The sequence below is a fragment of the Variovorax sp. 54 genome (genome assembly GCF_002754375.1).
Taxonomy (GTDB): Bacteria; Pseudomonadota; Gammaproteobacteria; order Burkholderiales; family Burkholderiaceae_C; genus Variovorax.
Genome location: NZ_PEFF01000001.1, coordinates 1105934 through 1126056, shown reverse-complemented (window position 1 = coordinate 1126056; position 20123 = coordinate 1105934). Strand labels below are relative to the sequence as shown.

8 protein-coding genes are annotated in these 20123 nt (G+C 70.0%); 6 read left to right on the top strand and 2 right to left on the bottom strand.

The genetic code is table 11. From position 1 onward, the window contains the following. Nucleotides 1-10 precede the first annotated feature (10 nt). Nucleotides 11-1108: a lipocalin-like domain-containing protein gene (locus CLU95_RS04970; protein ID WP_099790969.1), complete on the bottom strand. Its 1098-nt coding sequence runs from the start codon at nt 1106-1108 to the stop codon at nt 11-13. 2 nt (nt 1109-1110) lie between these two features. Continuing rightward, a complete protein-coding gene (locus CLU95_RS04965) occupies nt 1111-2187 on the bottom strand; it encodes a PLP-dependent cysteine synthase family protein (RefSeq protein ID WP_099790967.1) in 1077 nt (358 codons plus the stop codon). 98 nt (nt 2188-2285) lie between these two features. Here CLU95_RS04965 and CLU95_RS04960 point away from each other — a divergent pair, with 98 nt between their 5' ends. The 6 genes from CLU95_RS04960 (at nt 2286) to CLU95_RS04935 (ending at nt 20121) form a co-directional block, all read left to right on the top strand. Then, on the top strand, nt 2286-4805 hold the full coding sequence (locus CLU95_RS04960) for a penicillin acylase family protein (RefSeq protein ID WP_099790965.1): 2520 nt from the start codon (nt 2286-2288) through the stop codon (nt 4803-4805). Between the two features lie 238 nt (nt 4806-5043). Continuing rightward, nucleotides 5044-5751: a TonB C-terminal domain-containing protein gene (locus tag CLU95_RS04955; protein ID WP_180288546.1), complete on the top strand. Its 708-nt coding sequence runs from the start codon at nt 5044-5046 to the stop codon at nt 5749-5751. Between the two features lie 3 nt (nt 5752-5754). Further along, on the top strand, nt 5755-6282 hold the full coding sequence (locus tag CLU95_RS04950; RefSeq protein ID WP_062474055.1) for an RNA polymerase sigma factor: 528 nt from the start codon (nt 5755-5757) through the stop codon (nt 6280-6282). Nucleotides 6283-6354: 72 nt separating this feature from the next. Next, nucleotides 6355-7359, top strand: coding sequence for a FecR family protein (locus CLU95_RS04945; RefSeq protein ID WP_099790961.1), 1005 nt, complete (start codon nt 6355-6357; stop codon nt 7357-7359). A 407-nt stretch (nt 7360-7766) separates the two neighbouring features. After that, nucleotides 7767-19454 (top strand): filamentous haemagglutinin family protein, encoded by an 11688-nt coding sequence (locus CLU95_RS04940; RefSeq protein ID WP_180288545.1) that lies wholly within the window; start codon nt 7767-7769, stop codon nt 19452-19454. After that, nucleotides 19441-20121: an RNA polymerase sigma factor gene (locus tag CLU95_RS04935; protein ID WP_099790956.1), complete on the top strand. Its 681-nt coding sequence runs from the start codon at nt 19441-19443 to the stop codon at nt 20119-20121. Before CLU95_RS04940 ends, CLU95_RS04935 begins: the two co-directional genes overlap by 14 nt. Nucleotides 20122-20123 lie beyond the last annotated feature (2 nt).

Below are 20123 nucleotides of genomic sequence, written 5' to 3'. Positions count from 1 at the left end.
GTGCTTCGGCTCACAACCGCAGCGGCGCCGCATACCCCGTCATCTCGAGGTACCCGCGCCCCACGCGCTTGCCTTGCTGCGCGTCGCGCAGTTCGCTCAAGCCTTCCCAGTACACGCCGCCCGTGGAGCCGCGGCTGTCCAGTTCCTGGTCGTCGAGCAGCGCCTGCACCTCGAAGCGGCCTGCGGGCGTGTCGATGCGCCAGTGCGTGGGGTAGCTCGCGCGCGTGCGCGGGCTGGTCCAGCTGCGCAGGGCGTCGAAGCGCACTTCGCCGGGGCCGAAGATGCGCGCCGCGCCACCGCGCGGGCGGAACGAGCCGCCCGACCACAACGCGCTGCCATCGCGGCGGCGCAGGTGGAAGGCGGTGAGCGCGCTGCCGTCGTCGAGGTTCATGCCGATCCAGTCCCAGCCCACGGCCTCGGGGTGCATCAGCGCCTCGCTCCATTCGTGGTCGAGCCACGCGGTGCCGGTGATCTCGAACGGGGCCTGGCCCTGCAGCGTGAGGCGGCCTTGCGCCTGCAGCTGCGGTTCGCTGTAGTAGTAGCTCGCCTGCTCGGGGTCGGGGCCCTTGCGCGACAGGCCTTCGCGGCCCTGCAGCAGCACCGGCTGCGACGGCGCAAAGCGCAGGTCGAGCGTGAACTCGCCGGCCGGGATGCGCGCGGTGTAAACGCCGCTGCCGGCATCGCGCACCAGCGACCAGTCGCGCAACCGCAGCTCGGTGTCGGTTTCGCTGGCCGACGCCACGTCGAAGCCCGCGCGTGCGATGCGTTGGTCGTGCCGCAGCACGCGGCCTTCGAGGTCGGTGACGGCCGCATGCGCGAACACCAGCTGCTTGGCGGCGAAGGCCGAGCGCATGGCCTGCGTGGCATCGACGCGCGAGCGGAAGAAGGTCACCTGGAAGCCGAACGCGCGGCCCGCAGCCGTCTGCCCGTGGCCGGTGATGTACCACCACTCGGTGCGCAGCTCGGGGTGGCTGCCGAAGTCGCGCGGAAACTGCAGCGCCTTCGTGGGCAAGGCCCAGCCGGCATGCGGCGCGCCCGAGGCAGCCAGCGCGGCCAGCAGCAACAGCTGCCGCCGCGCGATGAGGCCGCCGGGTGCGCGCGTGGACATCGTCAACCTGCCACCAGCGCGTCGATGCGTTGCTGCGCCGGCGCGATGTCGCCGAAGGCGTTGCGCACCCAGTCGGCGTCGTGGTAACTCGGCAGGTAGCGTTCGCCTGCGTCGCACAGCAGCGAAAGAATCGAGCCCTGCTGGCCGGCCGCGCGCATCTCGTGCGCGACGGCCAGCATGCCGACGAAGTTGGTGCCGGTCGACGGGCCGACCTTGCGGCCCAGCAGCGCCGACAGCGCATGCATGGCGGCCACCGAATCGAGGTTGGGCACTTCGAGCATGCGGTCGACCAGCGTGCGCACGAAGCTGGGCTCCACGCGCGGGCGGCCGATGCCTTCGATGCGCGAACCGGGCGCGGTCAGCGTCGTGTCGCCGCTGCGGTGGTAGGCCGAGAACACCGAGCCTTCGGGGTCGGCCACGCACACCTGTGTGTCGTGGCAGCGAAAGCGCACGTAGCGCCCGATGGTCGCGCTGGTGCCGCCGGTGCCGGCGCCCACCACGATCCACGCGGGCACCGGGTGCCGCTCGTGCGCCATCTGCTGGAACATGCTTTCGGCGATGTTGTTGTTGCCGCGCCAGTCGGTCGCGCGCTCGGCGTAGGTGAACTGGTCCATGTAGTGGCCGCCGCTGCGCTCGGCCAGCGCGCGGGCCTCGTCGTACACCTGCGCCGCGTGGTCGACGAAGTGGCAGCTCGCGCCGTAGAAGGCGATCTGCGCGACCTTCTCGGGCGAGGTGCTGCGCGGCATCACCGCGATGAAGGGCAGGCCCAGCAGCCGTGCGAAGTAGGCCTCGCTCACGGCGGTGGAACCGCTCGACGCTTCGACGATGGTCGTGCCTTCGCGCACCCAGCCGTTGCACAGCGCATAGAGAAACAGCGAACGCGCGAGCCGGTGCTTGAGGCTGCCGGTGGGGTGCGTCGATTCGTCCTTCAGGTACAGGTCGATGCCGTGCGCGGCGAGCGCGGGCAGCGGAAGCGGAATGAGGTGCGTGTCGGCACTGCGCTGGTAGTCGGCTTCGATGCGGCGGATCGCGCCGGAGAGCCAGTCGCCGCAGGAGGAGGATGAAGGGGTGGGCTGCATAGCGCGCCAGTCTACAAGTCATGCCCTGTCACCCGGCGGGCGGCGGAAATCGGGATACTGTGCGCTGCCAATCCACAACAAGACAGGAGACGAGAGACATGAAGAGAACGAGCCATCGGCTTTCCCTGGGCGCCGTGTCGCTGGCGGTGCTGGCACTCGCAGGCTGTGCGTCCACTTCCCCCGGCATCGACACGCCCACGCGCCCCGCCTCATCCTTCACCGTGCCCGGCCTCGAGAAGCCCGCCGAAGTGCTGGTCGACCGCTGGGGCGTGCCGCACCTGTACGCCGGCACGCTCTACGACGCCTTCGTGGCGCAGGGCTTCATCGCCGCGCGCGACCGGCTCTGGCAGATGGACCTGTGGCGCAAGCGCGGCCTCGGCGAAATGGCCAAAGACTTCGGCCCCGCCTGGGTCGAGAGCGACCGCGCCGCGCGCGCCGTGCTCTACCGCGGCGACATGTACCGCGAATGGCTGGCCTACGGCTCCGACGCCAAGCGCGTGGCCGAGGCCTTCACGGCCGGCGTCAATGCCTATGTGGCGCAGGTGCGTGCGCAGCCCGCGCTGCTGCCGACCGAGTTCGCGCTGCTGGGCTACCAGCCGGCCGCGTGGTCGCCCGAGGACGTGGTGCGCATCCGGCACCACGGGCTCACGCTCAACTTCACGTCCGAGGTCGACCGCGCACGCGCCTTCTGCGCCGGCGCGCCGGGCGTCAAGGCCGACTGGCTGCGCCGCGAACTCGATCCGCCGGTCACGCCGAAGGTGCCAGAGGGGTTCGACCCGTGCACCATTCCCGCGGCAGAACTGCGCACGGCCTACCTTCGCGCCACCGATTCGCCGCGCTTCACCAAGGAGAACACGCGCGTGGGCATGAACGCCGGCGCGTCTTCCACGCCGGTCGCGCTGCTGCCCGGCAGTGCCGAGTCGATGGCCGCGAAGGCCGAACAGGACGAAGCGGAGCAACGCGCGTCGCAAGGCGACCCCACGGCCGCCTACGGCAGCAACAACTGGGTCATCGCGCCCAAGCTCACGTCCACGGGCCGGCCGATTCTGGCCAACGACCCGCACCGCTCGCACGGCGCGCCGAGCCTGCGCTACATGACGCACCTGAGCGCGCCCGGCATGGACGCCATCGGCGCGGGCGAGCCCTTCCTGCCGGGCCTGTCGATCGGCCACAACGGCACCATCGCCTTCGGCCTCACGCGCTTCTACATGGACCAGGAAGACCTGTACGTGTACGAGCTCAACCCCAGCAACCCCGAGGAGTACCGCTACCAGGGCCGCTGGGAGCCGATGACGCGCGTCACCGAGCGCATCGCGGTCAAGGGCGAGAGCGCGCCGCGCGAGGTGGTCAACACCTTCACGCGCCACGGCCCCGTGCTGGTGGCAGAGCCCGGCAAGCGCCGCGCGTTCGCCCTGCGCGCCGCGTGGCTGGAGCCCGGCATGGCGCCGTACTTCGGTTCGATGGACTACATGCGCGCACGCAACTGGGACCAGTTCCGCGCGGCCATGAACCGCTGGGGCGCGCCGGGCGAAAACCAGGTGTATGCCGACAGCAGCGGCAACGTCGGCTGGATTCCGGGCGGCCTCACGCCCATCCGCCCGAACTGGGACGGCCTCATGCCCGTGCCGGGCGACGGCCGTTATGAATGGTCGGGCTTCCGCAACGGCGACGAGCTGCCGTCGGAGTTCAACCCCGCGCGCGGCTACGTGGTCACGGCCAACGAGAACAACATCCCGCCCGACCATCCGGCCGCCAAGAAGGGCGTGGGCTACGAGTGGAGCGATGCGGCCCGCGCGCGCCGGCTCAAGGAGCTGTTCGCGGCCAAGGTGGCAGCAGGTTCGCGCTTCACCATCGAGGACTCGGAGCGCATGCAGAACGACATCGTCGCGACCCCGGCGCAACGGCTGCTGAAGCTGCTCGCCGGCCAGCGCAGCGACGACGCACAGACCGCCGCAGCACTGCGCCTGCTGCAAGGCTGGAACGGCGCCATGGACCGCGACAGCGCGGCCGCCGCGCTGTACGAGGTGTGGAGCAGCAAGTTCCTGCGCCAGGCCGTGCTCAAGGCGGGGGCGGGCGATGCCGCTGCCGCGCTGGCTGCGCCGGGCGACAACACGCGCATGGTGCTGCTGCTGGAGAACCCGTCCGGCTGGGTCAGCAACGCGCAGCGCGATGCCTTGCTGCTGACGACCTTGCCTGCCGCCATGCAGGAGCTGTCCACCAAGCTCGGGCCCGACCCGGCGGCCTGGAAGTGGGGCGCCTTGCACCGCGCCGAGTTCCGGCATCCGCTGGGCGGCGTGGTCGATGCGGCCACGCGCAAGAAGCTCGAGGTGGGCGACTGGCCGATGTCCGGCTCGTCGTTCACGCCGATGGCCGCCACCTACCGCGCGAACGACTACAAGCTGACCTCGGGCGCGTCGTTCCGCATGGTGCTCGACGTGGGCAACTGGGACGCGTCGCGTGTCATCAACACGCCGGGCCAGTCGGGCAACCCCGACAGCCCGAACTACCGCGATCTGGCGCCGCTGTGGCTCGAAGGCAAGTACGTGCCGCTGGTCTACAGCCGCGGGGCGGTCGAGAAAGAGACGGTGGAGCGGATCCAGCTGACGCCGGGGCGCTAGCAGGAGCGGCAACGGAAGAGGGCACTGCCCGTCCTCTGTCACCGCCAGCCCCGCGGCGGCGCGCCCGGCCATGCCGGTCGTCACGAGGTCGTCATTCGCCGATGTGATGCTTGCAGGAGTTGAAATACTGCCCACAAGCTTGCTGACACGATCCTCTTCTTCCTTGTCGACTTCAGCGCATGGTGGTCGTGGGCGAGTGGTTGTACGGGGCTCGGGCCGGGGCAGGGACGACAGGCTCGTGCGAGCCTTTGTCTCTGGCCTGACGTGCACCGCCGTGTGCGTCTGCATCGCCTGGATATCGACAGCGAAGGCCGCGGCCGCAGGCACCGACGTGCAGTCGGCAGATCCCGCCACCCGTGCGTCGCCCGAATCGCAGATGCTGGACTTCGATGTGCCGGCGCAGCCATTGGCGGCCGCCCTGGCGCAATACGCTGCGGTGTCGGGGCGATCGGTGATGTTCATCGACGAGTGGGTGGCGGGGCGAACGTCGGCCCCGGTGCGCGGGCGCTATACGCCGCATGCCGCCTTGCGGGCCTTGCTGGCCGGCGCAGGTTTCACTGCGGATGACGTGGACACGCAGCTTTCCGGTGCTTTCATCCTGAAGCGCGTCGCAGCGGCGCCGGGGGTGGCATCGGCCGGCGGTTCGCAACGCGGGTACGACGCCTTGGTCCAGGCCCGTGTCTGGGACGCGTTGTGCGCCGATCTTCGTACGGCCCCCGGCCACTACCGCGCGATCCTGCAGCTGCAGGTGGCCGCGTCGGGCCGCATCGGCCAGGCCAGCCTGGTGTCGTCTTCGGGAGATCCCGGGCGGGACGCCGCCATGCTCGCGGCATTGGCCCCTCTGAAGATGGATCGCCCCCCGCCGGCGGACCTGGCGCTGCCGCTCACGCTGGCCATCCTCCCGCACGATGTGTTGCCCGGGCCCCGCTGTGCCACGGTGCACTGACGCATGACGGAGAACGTCATCCCGCTGCTGCGCAGCTTCCTGGTGCAACGCTACGAGCAGCTCAGGCAACGCCTGGCCGTGCGGCTGGGGAATCGCGAACTGGCGGAAGACGCCTTGCACGAAACCTGGCTGAAGCTGGAGCGCAGCCAGCCCATGGCGGGCCCCATTGCCACGCCGCAGGCGTACCTGCTGCGCATGGCGGTCAACCTGGCCATCGACGTCCGGCGCGCACAGAGCCAGGTCCTGCTGTCCGACGACATCGACATGCTGATGAATGAGCTGCCGGACCCGGCGCCCGGTCCCGCCGAGGTCGCCGAAGCCCGTTCGCAACTGGAGGCGCTGGATGGCCTTCTGTCGCGCCTGCCGCCGCGCCGCCGCGAAATCCTGCTGCTGGTTCGACTGGAGGGCTGGTCCCAGCGGGACGTGGCCACGCGGCTTGGCATTCCTGTACGGACCGTCGAGTACGAACTGAAGGCCGCACAGGATCTTCTGTTCTCGCGACTGGAGCCGCGCCCTGGCAGGTCTTCATGACGGCACGAAGAAATAGTTTGAGGATTGCGGCGTCGGCAACCGTCTACAAAGTACGGGACCCCTGAGACCTACATGACGACGCACCCTCCACCACCGACGCTTCCCGAGACGCTTCCCGAGACGCTGCGCGAAGACGCGCGCGCGTGGGTGCGCAAGCTGCATTCGGGCGCCGCAACGCAGTGGGAGGCGCAGGCGTTCCGGCGCTGGCGTGACGCAAGTCCCTTGCACCAGGCGGCGTTCATCGAGGCCCGGCAGCAGTGGCGCGTGCTTCAACCCGCGCTGAACCGGCTGGTACGCACCGACGCCGAAGCGGCGAACCTTCACCGCGAGACCCTGCGCAAGCCCGAGGCGGGCCGCCGGGCCTTCCTGGGCGTGGCGGGCGCAGCCGCCGCGGCGGGTGTCGCGGGGATGGCGGTCTATTCGCCCTTGGGGTTGTGGCCCGCGGCCAATGAATGGCGTGCGGACTGGCGCACAGCCGCCGGCGAGCAGCGTGCGATCACGTGGTCCGACCAGATCGGCGTGACCTTGAACACCCGCACCAGCATCCGCCGGGTGGCCTCGGACGACCAGGCCGAGGGGCTGGAATTGCTGAACGGCGAAGCGGCGATCGAGATGCTGCCGGGTACGCGCCACTTCAGCGTCGTGGCCGGCGCTGGCCGCAGCATTGGCGAGTCGGCGCGCTTCGAGATCAGCCGCCTGGAAGGGCGGGTGTGCGTGACCTGCCTGGCGGGGCGCGTGCGCATCGAGCACCCGGCCGGCGACCGCCTGCTGCTGGCACGCCAGCAAGCGGTCTACCGCGATCATTCCATCAGCGGCATCGCGGCCGCAGACCCCGAGGTGGCTTCTGCCTGGCGGCGCGGTGAACTCGTGTTCAAGCAGGCGCCCTTGTCGGTGGTGCTGGACGAGATCAATCGCTACCGCCCCGGGCGTGTGGTCCTGATGGTGGATTCGCTGCGGGGGAAAACGGTCACCGCGACCTTCAAGCTCGACCGTCTCGATCTGGCATTGCTCCAGATGCAGCGTTCCTTCGGTTTGAACGCCCGGTCGCTCCCCGCCGGCGTGCTGGTCCTGAGCTAGAGGTGGACCTCGGGATTGGGTGGTGATCCTGTCTCGAGGTCGCGGCTTCCCATGGTTGGCGTGCGCAGCCACTGTGAAGCTTTCGTGACTTTGCCGGGGTGCAGCGCGTTCCCGCCGTTGATCTGCAAGGACTTTCCGGATCGAGGCCGCAGCAGCAAGCGCGCGCCCGCAACGAGTCCACAAATATTCTTCTGGAATTCGACGTTTCCGTCCCGTCAAGGAACTGACGGCTCTTGTCGCGTTGGCTTTTTTCGATCGCCATCGCAGGGGCTTCTTGAATGGGGCTGGCCTGCGCGACGCGCGCAGCCCCTTCGGCACAGTCTTTACTTCGGCGGGAACGAGAAATGACCATCAGTGGGTGCAACGAAAAGAATCGACCGGCGCGCGCGGCGCAGCAGGTTTTCAGGATGGCTCCCCTCGCGCGGGCCATCGCGGTGGCGCTGGCTGCCGGTGGGGTCCTCGGCAGCGCGCACGCGCAGCGGGCGTTCAGTCCGGCGTGGTTCGCCGACAAGGGCGCGGCGCAGGCGGGCGCGATCGCAACGGGCAAGCTGCCGAACGGCGCCCCGGCGTCCAGCCTGATCCACCCGACGCAGCCCTCGTCAGCGGCGAGCCAGCAGTTGCAGACGTCCATCACCAACCTGAACCTGGCCGCGCGCGCCATCGCTGCACAGCAAGCGCTGCAGACACAGAAGCGGGCCGAGGCGCTGGCCAGCGGCGAATCCGCGCCGGACGGCCTGGCCGAAGGCGGCCTGAAGGTCGACACGAATTCGCTGACAGCCGGCTGGCTCAACGCCAAGGATCCCGTTCAGACCGCAGCGAACGGCAGGACCACGGTCACCATCGAGCAGACCGCCGACAAGGCCATCCTGAACTGGGAGACCTTCAACGTCGGCAAGCACACGACGGTGAAGTTCGACCAGCGTGCCGGCACCCACGCCAAGACCGGCGCCAACGAGTGGATCGCGCTCAACCGCATCAACGACCCCAGCGGCCGACCCAGCCAGATCGCCGGCCGCATAGAGGCCGAGGGCAGCGTCTACCTCATCAATCGCAACGGCATCCTGTTCACCGGCAGCAGCCAGGTCAACGTGCGCAACCTGGTCGCCTCCAGCCTGAAGCTCAGCGACGAACAGTTCAAGGCCGGTCTCAACACGCGCCTGGGCACGAAGGCAGGCGACCCCGGTTACTGGAGCGGCCTCGAAGTGGGCGTCGGCATTCCCACCTTCGGCGAGAACTCCCCGCAGATGCCGACCGATTCGAACGTGCAGTTCGCCGACATGGGCCCGGCCTTCGATCCGGGCAAGCCGCCGGGCGACGTCAAGGTGCTGGCCGGCGCGCAGATCACGGGCCAGGGGGGCCACGTGCTGATGTTCGCGCCCAAGGTCGGCAATGCGGGCAGCATCCGCACGCCGAGCGGCCAGACGCTGCTGGGCGCCGGCGAAAACGTGTGGCTGGAGGCCAAGGAAATCAGCCCCACCGTGCGCGGCTTCGATGCCGTCACCTCGTCGGTGCGGCCCTGGGTCTTTCCGGCCAAGTTCCTGATCAATCCACAGACAGCGCCCGCCTTCCAGCCCTATCTCATCGGGCGCATCGTGTCCGACATCCTGCCGCTGATGGAACAGCGCGCGGCCCAGGTCGGCTACAGCGTGCACAACACCGGCATCATCCAGGCCGATCACGGCGACATCACCATGGTGTCGCGCGACATCAACCAGGGCGGCATCCTGCAAGCCAGCACCGCGCTGAACAACCGCACGGGCTCCATCCGCCTGCGCGCCTGGGGCCAGGGCGTGCACAACATCGACATCAATCTTGCGGCCGATGTCCCGCGCCTGGCGGCCTGGTCGGGCGGCACGCTGACCCTGGGGCCGGACAGCATCACCCAGGTCGTCAACGACTGGCAGGACACCACCCGGATCGAAAGCGGCTCGCTGGCCAACCGCTACCAGCCTGGCCGCATCGAGCTCTACGGCAAGACGATCGACGTGCAGACCCGTGCCCAGGTCACCGCCGCTGCGGGCAACATCGACATCCAGGCCCAGGCCAACCCTGCGGCCCTGCAGCGCAACACCCAGGTGGGCGACGGCAGCCGCATCCTCATCGGCGAACACGCCACGGTCAGTACCGCGGGACTGATGCAGATGCCGGTGGACATGGCCAGCAACTTCGTCGAGGCCGAACTGCGCATCAACGAACTGCGCGACTCCCACCTGCAAGCGAACACCTGGCTGTACGGCAGGAAGGTCATCGTGGATCGACGCAGGACGGGCACCTTCAAGGGGCTGATGGCGGGCGTCGAATGGGTCACCGACGAGTCCGGCAAGGCGCTCAAGGGCGTCTGGGTCGGCACCCCGCTGGCGGACGTGACGGGCTGGGTGGGCAACGGCCTGGTCGGCCTGTCCGAGCTGGCGGCGCGAGGCGGCGACATCACCATCCAGTCCAATGGTTCGGTGATCACGCGGCCGGGCGCCATCCTGGATGTGTCCGGCGGCTCGGTGCGCTACAGCGACGGCTGGAACACGGAAACCCGGCTGCGCGGCGCGGACGGGCGCACCTACACCATGTCGTCCGCTCCGGCGGACATGACCTACACGGGCATCGCGGGCCAGTACCAGCACGCGCATGCGCGCTGGGGTGTCACGCAGACCTATGTCAATCCGATGCTGTCGGGGCGGCGCTGGGAGCCGGGCTACGAGGAAGGCCGCAATGCCGGTTCGATCGACATCCGTGCCGGCAGCGCCTTCATTCTGGAGGGTGAGTTCAGGGGCTCGGTGCAGCCCGGCGACCGGGTGCAGGAAGCGTCCGAGCTGCCTCGGGCCGGCCGCCTGACGGTGGGTTCCAACAGGGCGCAAGAGGGCATGTGGACCCTGGGCCAGGTCATCATCAGCGACAAGCCCGCCTTGCTGCCGGCGGGTTTCAGCATCGACAGTCCGCTGGGCAAGGACGCCTTCCTGACCGAGCCGGAAGGGCAATCCCCCGGCGCCGGCGCGGGTGTGGGTCGCACCACCTGGCTGTCCGCCGCGGGGCTGAGCCATTCAGGCCTGGGCGCCATCGAGTTGAACCTCAACACCGGGTTCGTGCTGGAAGACAGCGCGGTGGTGAATCTCCAGCCGGGGGCGCGCTTCACGGCCGCGGTCTACGACGGCCAGGGCATCCCCGGAAACTTCGACATCCAGGGCAAGCTCATCGCCCCGGGTGGCGCCATTGCCCTGAGCGCCGGCGGCCAGGCGGACAGTGTGCTGCGCCTGGGTGCGAACAGCCTGCTGAGCGTCGCGGGCCAGTGGGTCAACGACACCGGCAGCGGCGTCACGCTGGGCCGCGCCATCCACGGGGGCTCGATTGCACTGGGGACCCCGATGAAAGAGGGTCTCGGCACGGTGTACGGCAACGTGGAGGTGGCCGCCGGCGCGGCGCTGGACGTGTCCGGCGGCGGCTGGCTGTCCGGTGCCACGTCAGGCGGCAAGGCCGGCAAGGTGCAGGCGGGCAACGGCGGGGCCATCAGCCTGACGGCGTTCGACCACACGGCGCTCGACACGCTGGACCTGCGCGGCTGGTCGGGGGGCGACGCGTCCCGGCTCACGATCACGGCGATCGGCGACGTGCAGGTGGGCGGCGCCGCACCCGCGGGCGGGGCCACGGACGGGAAGACGTCGAGCGCAGCCAGGCCGCTGCACCTGCCGCAGACCCTGTACGCCGAGCGCGGCTTCGGCACGATCGGCATCCGTTCGCTCGGCGGGGACGTCGTGGTCGCGGAAGGCGCACGGGTGCACATCCAACCCGCGAGCTGGGACATGCCCGCTGCGGTATCGACGCTGCGCACGCTGCCCAGCGGCGGCGCATTGGGCGATGTGCTGGCCCCCAGGGCGCTGGACGAACTGAGCGAACAGCGCCGCGCCGCGCGCGTGCCGGGTGGCCTGTCGCTGGCGACCGGTGCGTCCGGCGGCGGTATCCGCATCGGCGCGAACGCCAGCATCCAGACAGAAACCGGCGGCTCGATTTCGCTGGACGCGGACGGGTCCGGGCAGGCTTCCGTGGTGGTGGCGGGCCGCCTTCAGGCGCCGGCCGGGACGCTGAACATCCGCGCGAAGAACACCTTGACGCTGGCCGACGGGGCCGAGTTGCTGCTGCCCGGGGTGGCGCAGATCTTCCACGACCCGGTCATGCGCTTGCCCCAGGGCCAGGTCCTGCCGGGCGGCACGGTCACGCTGAACGCCGGGACGCTGGATGCGCAGGCGGGTGCGCTGATCGACGTGTCGGGCGCGCGGGGCACGGTGGCGTATTGGGATCGCGGCACGGGGGCGCTCGGCGCCCTGCGGCGCGTGGAACAGGAACTGGGCAGCGATGGCGGCGCGGTCGTGATGGTGGCCGCGGCCGGCGGCGCCATGAATGCCAGGCTTCGCGCCCACGGCGGCAATGCCCAGGCGGCGGGTGGGTCCTTGTCCATCACGGACACCAGCGCGGCCGGGAGTTCGTCCGGGGACCTGGTGGCGCCGGACATCGGCTCCTTCCTCTACTACAAGAGCCCCACCGGAACGTACACCTTCAACGGCGAAAGGTACGCGCGGATCATCGGCACCAGCGGGAACCTCGACGTGCACGACGCGTACGCCGGCGACGTCAAGATGAACAGCGCCATGCGCACCGCGATCAACACCACGCTGCCAACGTCGGTGTCCAGCAGCAAGGGGCTCGTCCTCGACGCGGGTGCGGCGCTTGCCGCGGGACCGGGCGCCGACAGGGCGCCGTGGGAGCACGACGCGAGCATCGACAAGCGGGTGGTGGAACTGCTCAACAAGTATTTCTGGAGCGGCACCGGAACGGCACTGAGCCACAAGATCAACATCGGCAACATCGCCACCTCGGATGGCACCCTGCACGTGTCGGCGAAGGCGCTGCAGGACACAGGCTTCTCGGCGGTCGATCTGCGTTCCACGCAAGTGGGCGTGCAGCTGGCCGGCGGCGTCGACCTGAGCATCGCCGGTCGCCTGGGCATCACCGCCCCGGTCATCCAGAGCGACGGGCTGGGCGGCGTGGTGCGCTTGCATGCCCACCATCTGCAACTGAACCCACTGACAGGTGCGGCGGGCGCGGTCGGTGCGGTCGGCGCCACGCCCCGCAATGCGGGCGAACTGATCCTGTCGGCCAGCCAGGCCATCGACATTGCAGGCAGGGGTGTGAAGGGCGAGTCTGCGTCGCCCGTCGACGTCAAGCTGCGCGGCTTCGAACGCACGGTGCTGGACACCGGCGACCTGCGCTTCGTGGCGGGGGCCTACAGCGAAGGCGGCACCGACTACGACGACCCCCAGCTCAGGGCCACGCTGGACGTGGGTGGCGCGCTGGAGATCAAGGCCGCGCAGGTCTACCCGGCCACCGCCGTCACGGCGCGAATCAACTCGGACCATTCCATCACCGTGCGCGGCAACGGGAGCGTCGCGGCGCCTCTGTCGGCCGGCGGCAGCCTGACGCTGAACGCGCCCGTCATCGAGCAGGACGGCGTGCTGCGCGCGCCCTTCGGGCAGATCGCGCTGAATGCCGGCGAGCGCCTGACGCTGGGCACGAACAGCCTGACCTCGGTGTCCGGTGCGGGCCTGGACGTGCTCTACGGCAGCTTGCGCAACGCCGAATACTGGCTGGACCCGGCCAACCCGCAGGGCCGCAATCGCGCCAATGCCGGCGATGCCAGTTCGCTGGACGAAAACCGCTACCTGTCGTCCCTGCCGGAAAAGCGCGTGCTCCTGCAAGCGCCGGATGTGGCCATGGCCGCGGGCGCGGTGGTGGACATCGCGGGCGGCGGCGACCTGCATGCATGGGAGCACGTGCCCGGCTCGGGCGGCTCGCACGACGTGCTGACGCTGCCCGGCATGTACGCCGTGCTGCCGGGCTACCAGGGCCTGTCGCCCGTGGCGGGCGGTGCGGCGGGCCAGAAGGTCTGGCTGGCCGGCGGCGGCCTGGGGGCCGGCTGGTACACGCTCCTGCCGGCACGCTATGCGCTGCTGCCCGGCGCCTTTGCGGTGCAGAGCACGGGCCAGGCCTTGCCGGCGTGGGCCGCCTCCCGTGGCGAAGTGGTGAGCCTGCGTGACGGCTCGACGATCGTGGCCGGGCGGGAACAGAACACGATCAGTGGCGCGCGCGATGCCACGGCCTCGGGCTGGCGCGTGCTGCCCGCCAGCCTGGTGCGCAAGGTCAGTGAATACAACGAAGCGCGGGGCAACGCCTTCTTCTCTTCGGATGCGTTCAAGCTGACGCAATACCGCCTGACAGGGCAGGACGTCGTGACCCCGCGTCTGGCCCGCGATGGCGGCGCGGTGGTGTTCAAGGCCGACCGCGCCTTGACGCTGGACGGCGAACTGCGCGCGCAACCCGATGCGGGCGGGCGCGGCAGCCTGGTGGACATTGCTGCCGCCAAGATCGCCATCGTCGGCGCGGGGCAGGACAGCAGCGACCTGCGCGCCGATGGCTACCTGGTCGTGGATGCCGGCAGCCTGACGCGGTTCGGCGCGGGCAGCCTGCTGGTGGGCGGCACGCGCACAGGCAATGTGCGCGGCCTGCAAGTGGACGTGGCCGCCAGTGATGTGGTGCTGCGCAACACGGCAGGCACCGCGTTGAGCGGCCCGGAAGTGATCCTGGCCGCGGCGAATGCCGTGTCGGTCGAGTCGGGCAGCGTGCTGCGCGCGGACGGCCGGGCGTCGGGCGACGAGGCGAACCTGGTGCTCAAGCCGCAGGTGGCGGCCGTGTGGAGCGACAACAACACGCCGAACGACACCAGCGACGACCACATCGTCACGCCCTCCAGAGACTGGGGCGCGCTGGTGCGAGTGAGCAGCGGCCAGGCCGTGCGGGCGCTGCGCGAGAACGTGGACACCACCGTCGGCGGCCAGGTGCGCATCGGCGCCGGTGCGCTGCTGCAGGGCGGCGAGGCGCTGCTGCTCGACGCCACCAACAACACGGAGATGGCCGCCGGCGCGCAGTTGTCGGGCAAGGCCCTGTCGGTTGCGGCGAGCCGCATCGGCATCGGCGGCGGCACCGGCGGCCTGGTGCTGGACACCGACGCCCTGGCGCAGTTGTCGCGCGCGCAGGCATTGACGCTGCACAGCTACGGCAGCCTGGACTTCTATCGCTCGCTGGACATGCGCGGCCTGGCGCAGGTGGTGTTCGACGCCGCAGCCTTGCGGGGTCATGGCGCCGATGCCGTGCAGGTGCAGGCCTCCCACCTGACGCTGCAAAACACGGGCGCGTCGCTCAGCGGCGCGGCAACAGGCAGCGGTCGCCTGGCGCTGTCGGCGGACGAACTGGTGCTGGGCGTGGGCGACAAGACGATGTCCGGCTTCGACCAGGTGCTGCTGTCGGCCAGCCGGCGCATCGCCGGCGTAGGCACCGGGAGCCTGGATGCCGGTACGTCGGCGTTGACGCTGCGCACGCCGGTGCTGCAAGGGGTGTCCGGCGCCGACCAGGCACTGCGAACGCAGGGGCAACTGGTGTTGCAGCAGGACGCGCAGCTGGATGCGCAGGAGATGGCGTCACTGGGCCGCGCCAGTCTGGGCGCACGCCTGAGCCTGTCGGGCCAGGGCGTGACCGTGGCGCTGCCGGTGCTGGCGCTGGGCGGCAGCATTGCGGTCGATGCCGGCACGGGCAACCTGACGCTTGCAGAGTCGGGCCGCCTGCACGCGGGGGGCCTGGAAAAAGTCTTCTTCGACGCGGCCCGGTACGTGGATGCCGGCCAGATCAGCCTGGCGACGCGAGGCGGCCTGATCGACCTGGCCCCAGGCAGCCTGCTGGACCTGTCCGCCCATCCGCGCGGCGGCGATGCCGGCCGCCTGAGCGTGGACGCATCGGCAGGCGGACGGGTCCACTTCGGTGGCACCCTGCAAGCGCAGGCCGGTTCGGGCGGCAACGGTGGCAACTTTGCGCTGGCCATCGATCGGCTGGACGATTTCGGCGCGCTGGCGCGAACGCTCAACGATTCGGGTTTCAGCCGCTCGCGGCAGTTCCGCGTTCGCCAGGGCGACCTGACTATCGCGGGCACCACGCGGGTGGCCGACTTCGAAGTCATCACCGACCGCGGCGTGATCTCTGTCGACGGCACGGCGCGCGTCGAGGCCAACGCGGCCTACGGCGGCAGCATCCGCCTGGTCGGCGGGGCGGGGCTGACGATGCAGGCCGGCGCGGTGCTGGCGGCCCATGCCACCGACGCCATCGATGGCTTGGGCAGCAGCCGCATCGACCTGGAAGCGGTCGACGGCCAGCTGCACCTGGCCGGCGGCACGCTGGACCTGAGCGGCGGCGAAGGCGGCAAGCTGCGGCTGCGGGCGCAGCGCACCGCAGGCAACGACGGCCTGAACGTCACGGCGCTGAACGCCGCCGTGCAGGGCGCGCGCTCCGCGGTGCTCGAAGGCGTGCGCCGCCATGCCAGCACGGACGGCACGGTGGAATCCGTGGCCCCGCAGGCGATCGCCGAGGCCAATGCCTTTGCAGGCCACACCGGCATCCTGGCGAGGCTGGGCGGCAACGCCGCCGCCTACACGTTGGCGGCGGGCATCGAGATCACCAGCCCGGGCGACCTGACGCTGGGCCGCGACTGGAATCTGTTCGACAGCTTCGGTGCGGCGCACCGCGAAGGCACGCTGACGCTGCGCGCCGGCGGCAACCTGAACATCGAAGGCCATCTGAGCGACGGCTTCGACGTGGCGGGCCGCGACAACGGCGCGGGCCGGGCGGCGAGGCTGCAGCAGGCCGCGTCGTGGAACCTGCGCCTGGTGGCGGGCGCGGACCTGAATTCGGTCGACGCACTGGCCACGCGGGCGCCGGGTGCGCTCGCGACCGATGCCGGCACGATCCGGGTGGGCACGGCCGGTGCCGAGTCGGGCGCCGGCAAGCTGGTGCGCACCGGCAGCGGTGACCTGACGGTACGCGCCGGGCGCGACCTGGTGCTCGCCCACAAGGAGTCCGCGCTGTACACAGCAGGCCGGGCCGAGGCCGATCCCACCTTGGGTGGCGGCTTCGACACCGCCAGCGTCGATGCCCAGTACGGCACCGCAGGCGGTCACCTGGACGTCGCGGTCCAGGGCAGCGTGCGCGCGCCGACCCGGCAGGGCGCGCGTTCGGACCAGATCCTGACCGAATGGCTGTTCCGCCAGGGACGCTACGGGGGCGAGTTCAGCAGTCCCACCGGCTACTACGACGCGTACAACATGGGCGACACCTGGGCGCCGGTCATGTCCGCCCGGGGCCAGCAACCGAGCTGGTGGGTGAATCACGCCAGCTTCCAGCAGGGCCTGGGCGCGCTGGGGGGCGGCAACGTGAAGCTGTCGGCGGGCGGCGACCTGGTGAACCTGGTGGTGGCCTTGCCCAGCACCATGCGCGTGACGGGCGGGCGTTTCGCCGGCGATGCCACGGCCTCCCTCGTGACGCGCAATGGTGGGCAGCTGCAGGTGAGCGCAGGCGGCGCCTTGAAGGCCGGCCAGTACTACGTGGGCCGCGGCGCCGGCGAGATCGACGCAGGCACCAGCGCCGCCGGCTATGTCATGACCGGCACATCGAGCAACGGGTCCGGCGCCACCTATGCCTACGACATCGCGCCCGTGCTGGCGCTGTCGGACGCCACGCTCAAGCTGCAGACGCTGGGCGACCTGGTCTTGCAGACCGTGATCGACCCCATGCAGATACGCCGTGCCTACATCGATCAGGCCGACAGGGACACCAGTGGCGGGGCCAGCCATGCGATGTTCATGAGCAGCCAGACCGAGCGCAGCGCCGTCACGCTGGTGTCCACCGGTGGCAACGTGCGTCTGGAAAACCAGTCGGAATACGTGGCAGGCAACGAGACGGGCAACACCACCAAGCTGGTGAACGGCATGACGGACCCCAAGCTCCAGACGGACATGGTGGGCCTGTACCCCGCCAAGCTGAGCGTGTCGGCCCTGAGCGGAAGCATCGACGTCGCGGGCCTGCTGGCGATGGCGCCGGCGAACACCAGCGACCTCTCGCTGCTGGCCGCGAAAGACCTGCGCTTCCTGCGCGGCAGCAGCCTGCTGAACACGGGGGCCATCGTGATGACCCAGACCACACTGGACAAGTGGCCCTCGATCTTTCGCCCATGGACAGGTCTCACGACCATGCTGGGCGGTGCGTCGGCGTTTGGCGCGCCGCTGAAGTCGGTCTATGGCGGCTTCTTGGTGACGAACACCTTCCTGACGAACAGCCAGAACGGTGCGGAGCTGTTCGACAACCCGGACACGCTGCCGATGCAGGCGCACGACTTCGTGCCCAGCCGCCTCTACGCGGCCGCCGGTTCCATCAGCGACCTGAACCTGATCGCGTCGGAATCGGTGCGCGTGCAGGCCGGCACCGACATCCGCAACTTCGAGCTGAGTGCGCGAAACCTGCGCGCCACCGACAGCACGGTGCTGGCGGCGGGCAACGACATCCTGGCTGTCGCCAACCGGTTCCTGTCGCATCCCTATGCGAGAAACAGCGGAGACGCGGCGTCGTACTACTACGACAGGGGCAGCCGCACCGCCCTGCAAGGGCCGGGGGAGCTGCTGCTGCTGGCCGGGCGCGACATCCAGGGCAACAACTTTTCGCTGTACACCAACGGCAATCGCTATTGGGACTACGTGTCGGCAACGCCGCGCGGCGAGGAGCCGAACATCATCAAGGCCCTGCCCGTCGAGGGCGCCGACATCACCCTGATGGCCGGCATGAACAAGGCCGCCAGCTACGACGCCTTCGAGTCGGCCTACCTGAACCCGGCCAACGTGGCCGCCATGCCGCAGTACCTGAAGACCACCCTGGCCGACGGGACAGTGGCGCCGCTGTACCTCACCGACGGCGTGGACAACCGCGGCGATCTGCCCAAGCTCACGCGCCGGGGCCTGGTGTCCTTCGTGGAAGGCGTGCTCGGTTCCGACAAGGTCGCCAGCCTGAGCGGCAACGCGGACGGCAAGCTGAGCCCGCAGCAGGCGTGGGAGCAATACCGGCAACTGCCGCCCCTGGTGCGCGAGCAGTTCCTGCGCCAGGTCTTTGTCTATGAACTGCGCGAAGGAGGGCGCGACCAGAACGGGGGCGATGGGCAGAACGGTCCGCTCAACGGCGGCTATCGCCGCGGCTCCGCGGCCATCGACACGCTGTTCCGTGGTGCGACGGCCGCAGACCCGCCCGTTCGCTACGCCGCGGACCTGCCGGACAACTGGCGCAGCAGCTGGTCCGGCGTGGGCAGCATCGCCGCGACCCGGATGGCGGCGCGCACCCACCAGGGGGGTGACATCAACGTCTTCACCCCCGGCGGCGGCCTGCAGGTGGCGGCGCTGGGCGCGGTGGTGCCGGACGGATACGGCCTGGTGACGCTGGCCTCGCCGGGGCAGGTCAACGTGTTCGCCGACCGGGACATCACCGTGAACCGTTCGCGCATCCTGTCCTTCGTCTCGCAGGCCGAGCCCCTGGGCAGCGACCAGGTGTTGTGGTCCACCCAGGGCGACATCGATGCCGGCCGCGGCGCCAAGACGGTGCGCATCCCGCAGGCGCCGGAAGTCACCGCGGACGCAGACGGCAACATCACCGTGCAGGAAAAGCGCGACATGAGCGGCGCCGGCATCGGAACCGTGGGCGAAGGCGACGTGGACCTGGTCGCGCCGAAGGGCACCATCGATGCAGGCGATGCCGGCATCCGGGTCGCCAGCAACCTCAACATTGCCGCGCTGCAGGTGCGCAATGCCGACAACATCCAGGTCAAGGGCGAAACGACCGGGCTGCCGGTGGTGGCGGCGGTGAACATCGGGGCACTGACCACCGCCAGCGCGGCGGCGTCGGCGGCGGCCATGGCGGCGCAGGAGTCCATGCGACAGGAGCGGGCCGCGGCACGGCAGAACCTGCCCTCGGTTTTCACGGTGCGGGTGCTGGGCTTCGGCAACGAAAGCCTGTCGCCGGCAGGTGCGGGTACATCGTCGCCGCCACGCCCCGGCGCGCAAGCGGGCGCTTCGCTTCGCTACGACCCGGCCAACCCCGTGCAGGTCCTTGGACACGGCAACCAGTTCGACGCGTCGGTGATGTCGTTGCTGACCGACGCCGAGAAGACCAGGTTGCGTCATGCCGGCAAGTAAGACGATGTCCGCGGCTGGGTTCGATCTCGGTCCTTGTTTTCAAGGGCCATTCGCGGGTCACGGTGAGCCCGCCGGCGTCGCGCTGCGGGCGTTCCTGACGGCGAACTACACGTACCTGCATCGCCGGTTGGCCCGCGATCTCGGCTGTTCCGATCAGGCCAGCGAATGCTTGCACGACGCCTGGCTGCGTCTGGGCGATATGACGGCATCGGAGCCCGTGCGCAGTCCCGGGGCCTATGTCTATCGAACGGCGCGCAACCTGGCCATGGATCGCCTGCGCAGCGATCGGTCCTGGCAGTACGTGGGCGAATGGGATACGGCACTCGATCTCCTGGCCGATCAGGCGCCCGGCCCCGATGCCATCGCCGAGGCGCGTTCGGCCGTGGAGGCCGTCGAACAGGCGATGCAGCGGCTTTCGCATCGGCATCGCTCGGTACTCGTTGCACTGCAAATCGAGGAGATGACCCGCCAGGACGTGGCAGACCGGCATCGCATCTCCTTGCGCAGAGTGGACACGGCACTTCGCCAGGCCCTGGACTACTGCGCGCATGCGTCCGGTCACACCGTGAGGGCGGAAGGCGCTTCGTCCCGACGCGGTCTTTCCCGACGATGGCAGGAGAAAGTCGTCGCCCCGATGCGTGCCAGCGCGCCACGCCCGGAGAAATGAAA

What these genes read in the sequence shown, in the direction of transcription:
- CLU95_RS04960 (WP_099790965.1), top strand. Translation starts at nt 2,286, where the DNA reads ATGAAGAGAACGAGCCATCGGCTTTCCCTGGGCGCCGTGTCGCTGGCG.
- CLU95_RS04935 (WP_099790956.1), top strand. Translation starts at nt 19,441, where the DNA reads ATGCCGGCAAGTAAGACGATGTCCGCGGCTGGGTTCGATCTCGGTCCT.
- CLU95_RS04950 (WP_062474055.1), top strand. Translation starts at nt 5,755, where the DNA reads ATGACGGAGAACGTCATCCCGCTGCTGCGCAGCTTCCTGGTGCAACGC.
- CLU95_RS04965 (WP_099790967.1), bottom strand. Translation starts at nt 2,187, where the DNA reads ATGCAGCCCACCCCTTCATCCTCCTCCTGCGGCGACTGGCTCTCCGGC.
- CLU95_RS04940 (WP_180288545.1), top strand. Translation starts at nt 7,767, where the DNA reads ATGGCTCCCCTCGCGCGGGCCATCGCGGTGGCGCTGGCTGCCGGTGGG.
- CLU95_RS04970 (WP_099790969.1), bottom strand. Translation starts at nt 1,108, where the DNA reads ATGTCCACGCGCGCACCCGGCGGCCTCATCGCGCGGCGGCAGCTGTTG.
- CLU95_RS04945 (WP_099790961.1), top strand. Translation starts at nt 6,355, where the DNA reads ATGACGACGCACCCTCCACCACCGACGCTTCCCGAGACGCTTCCCGAG.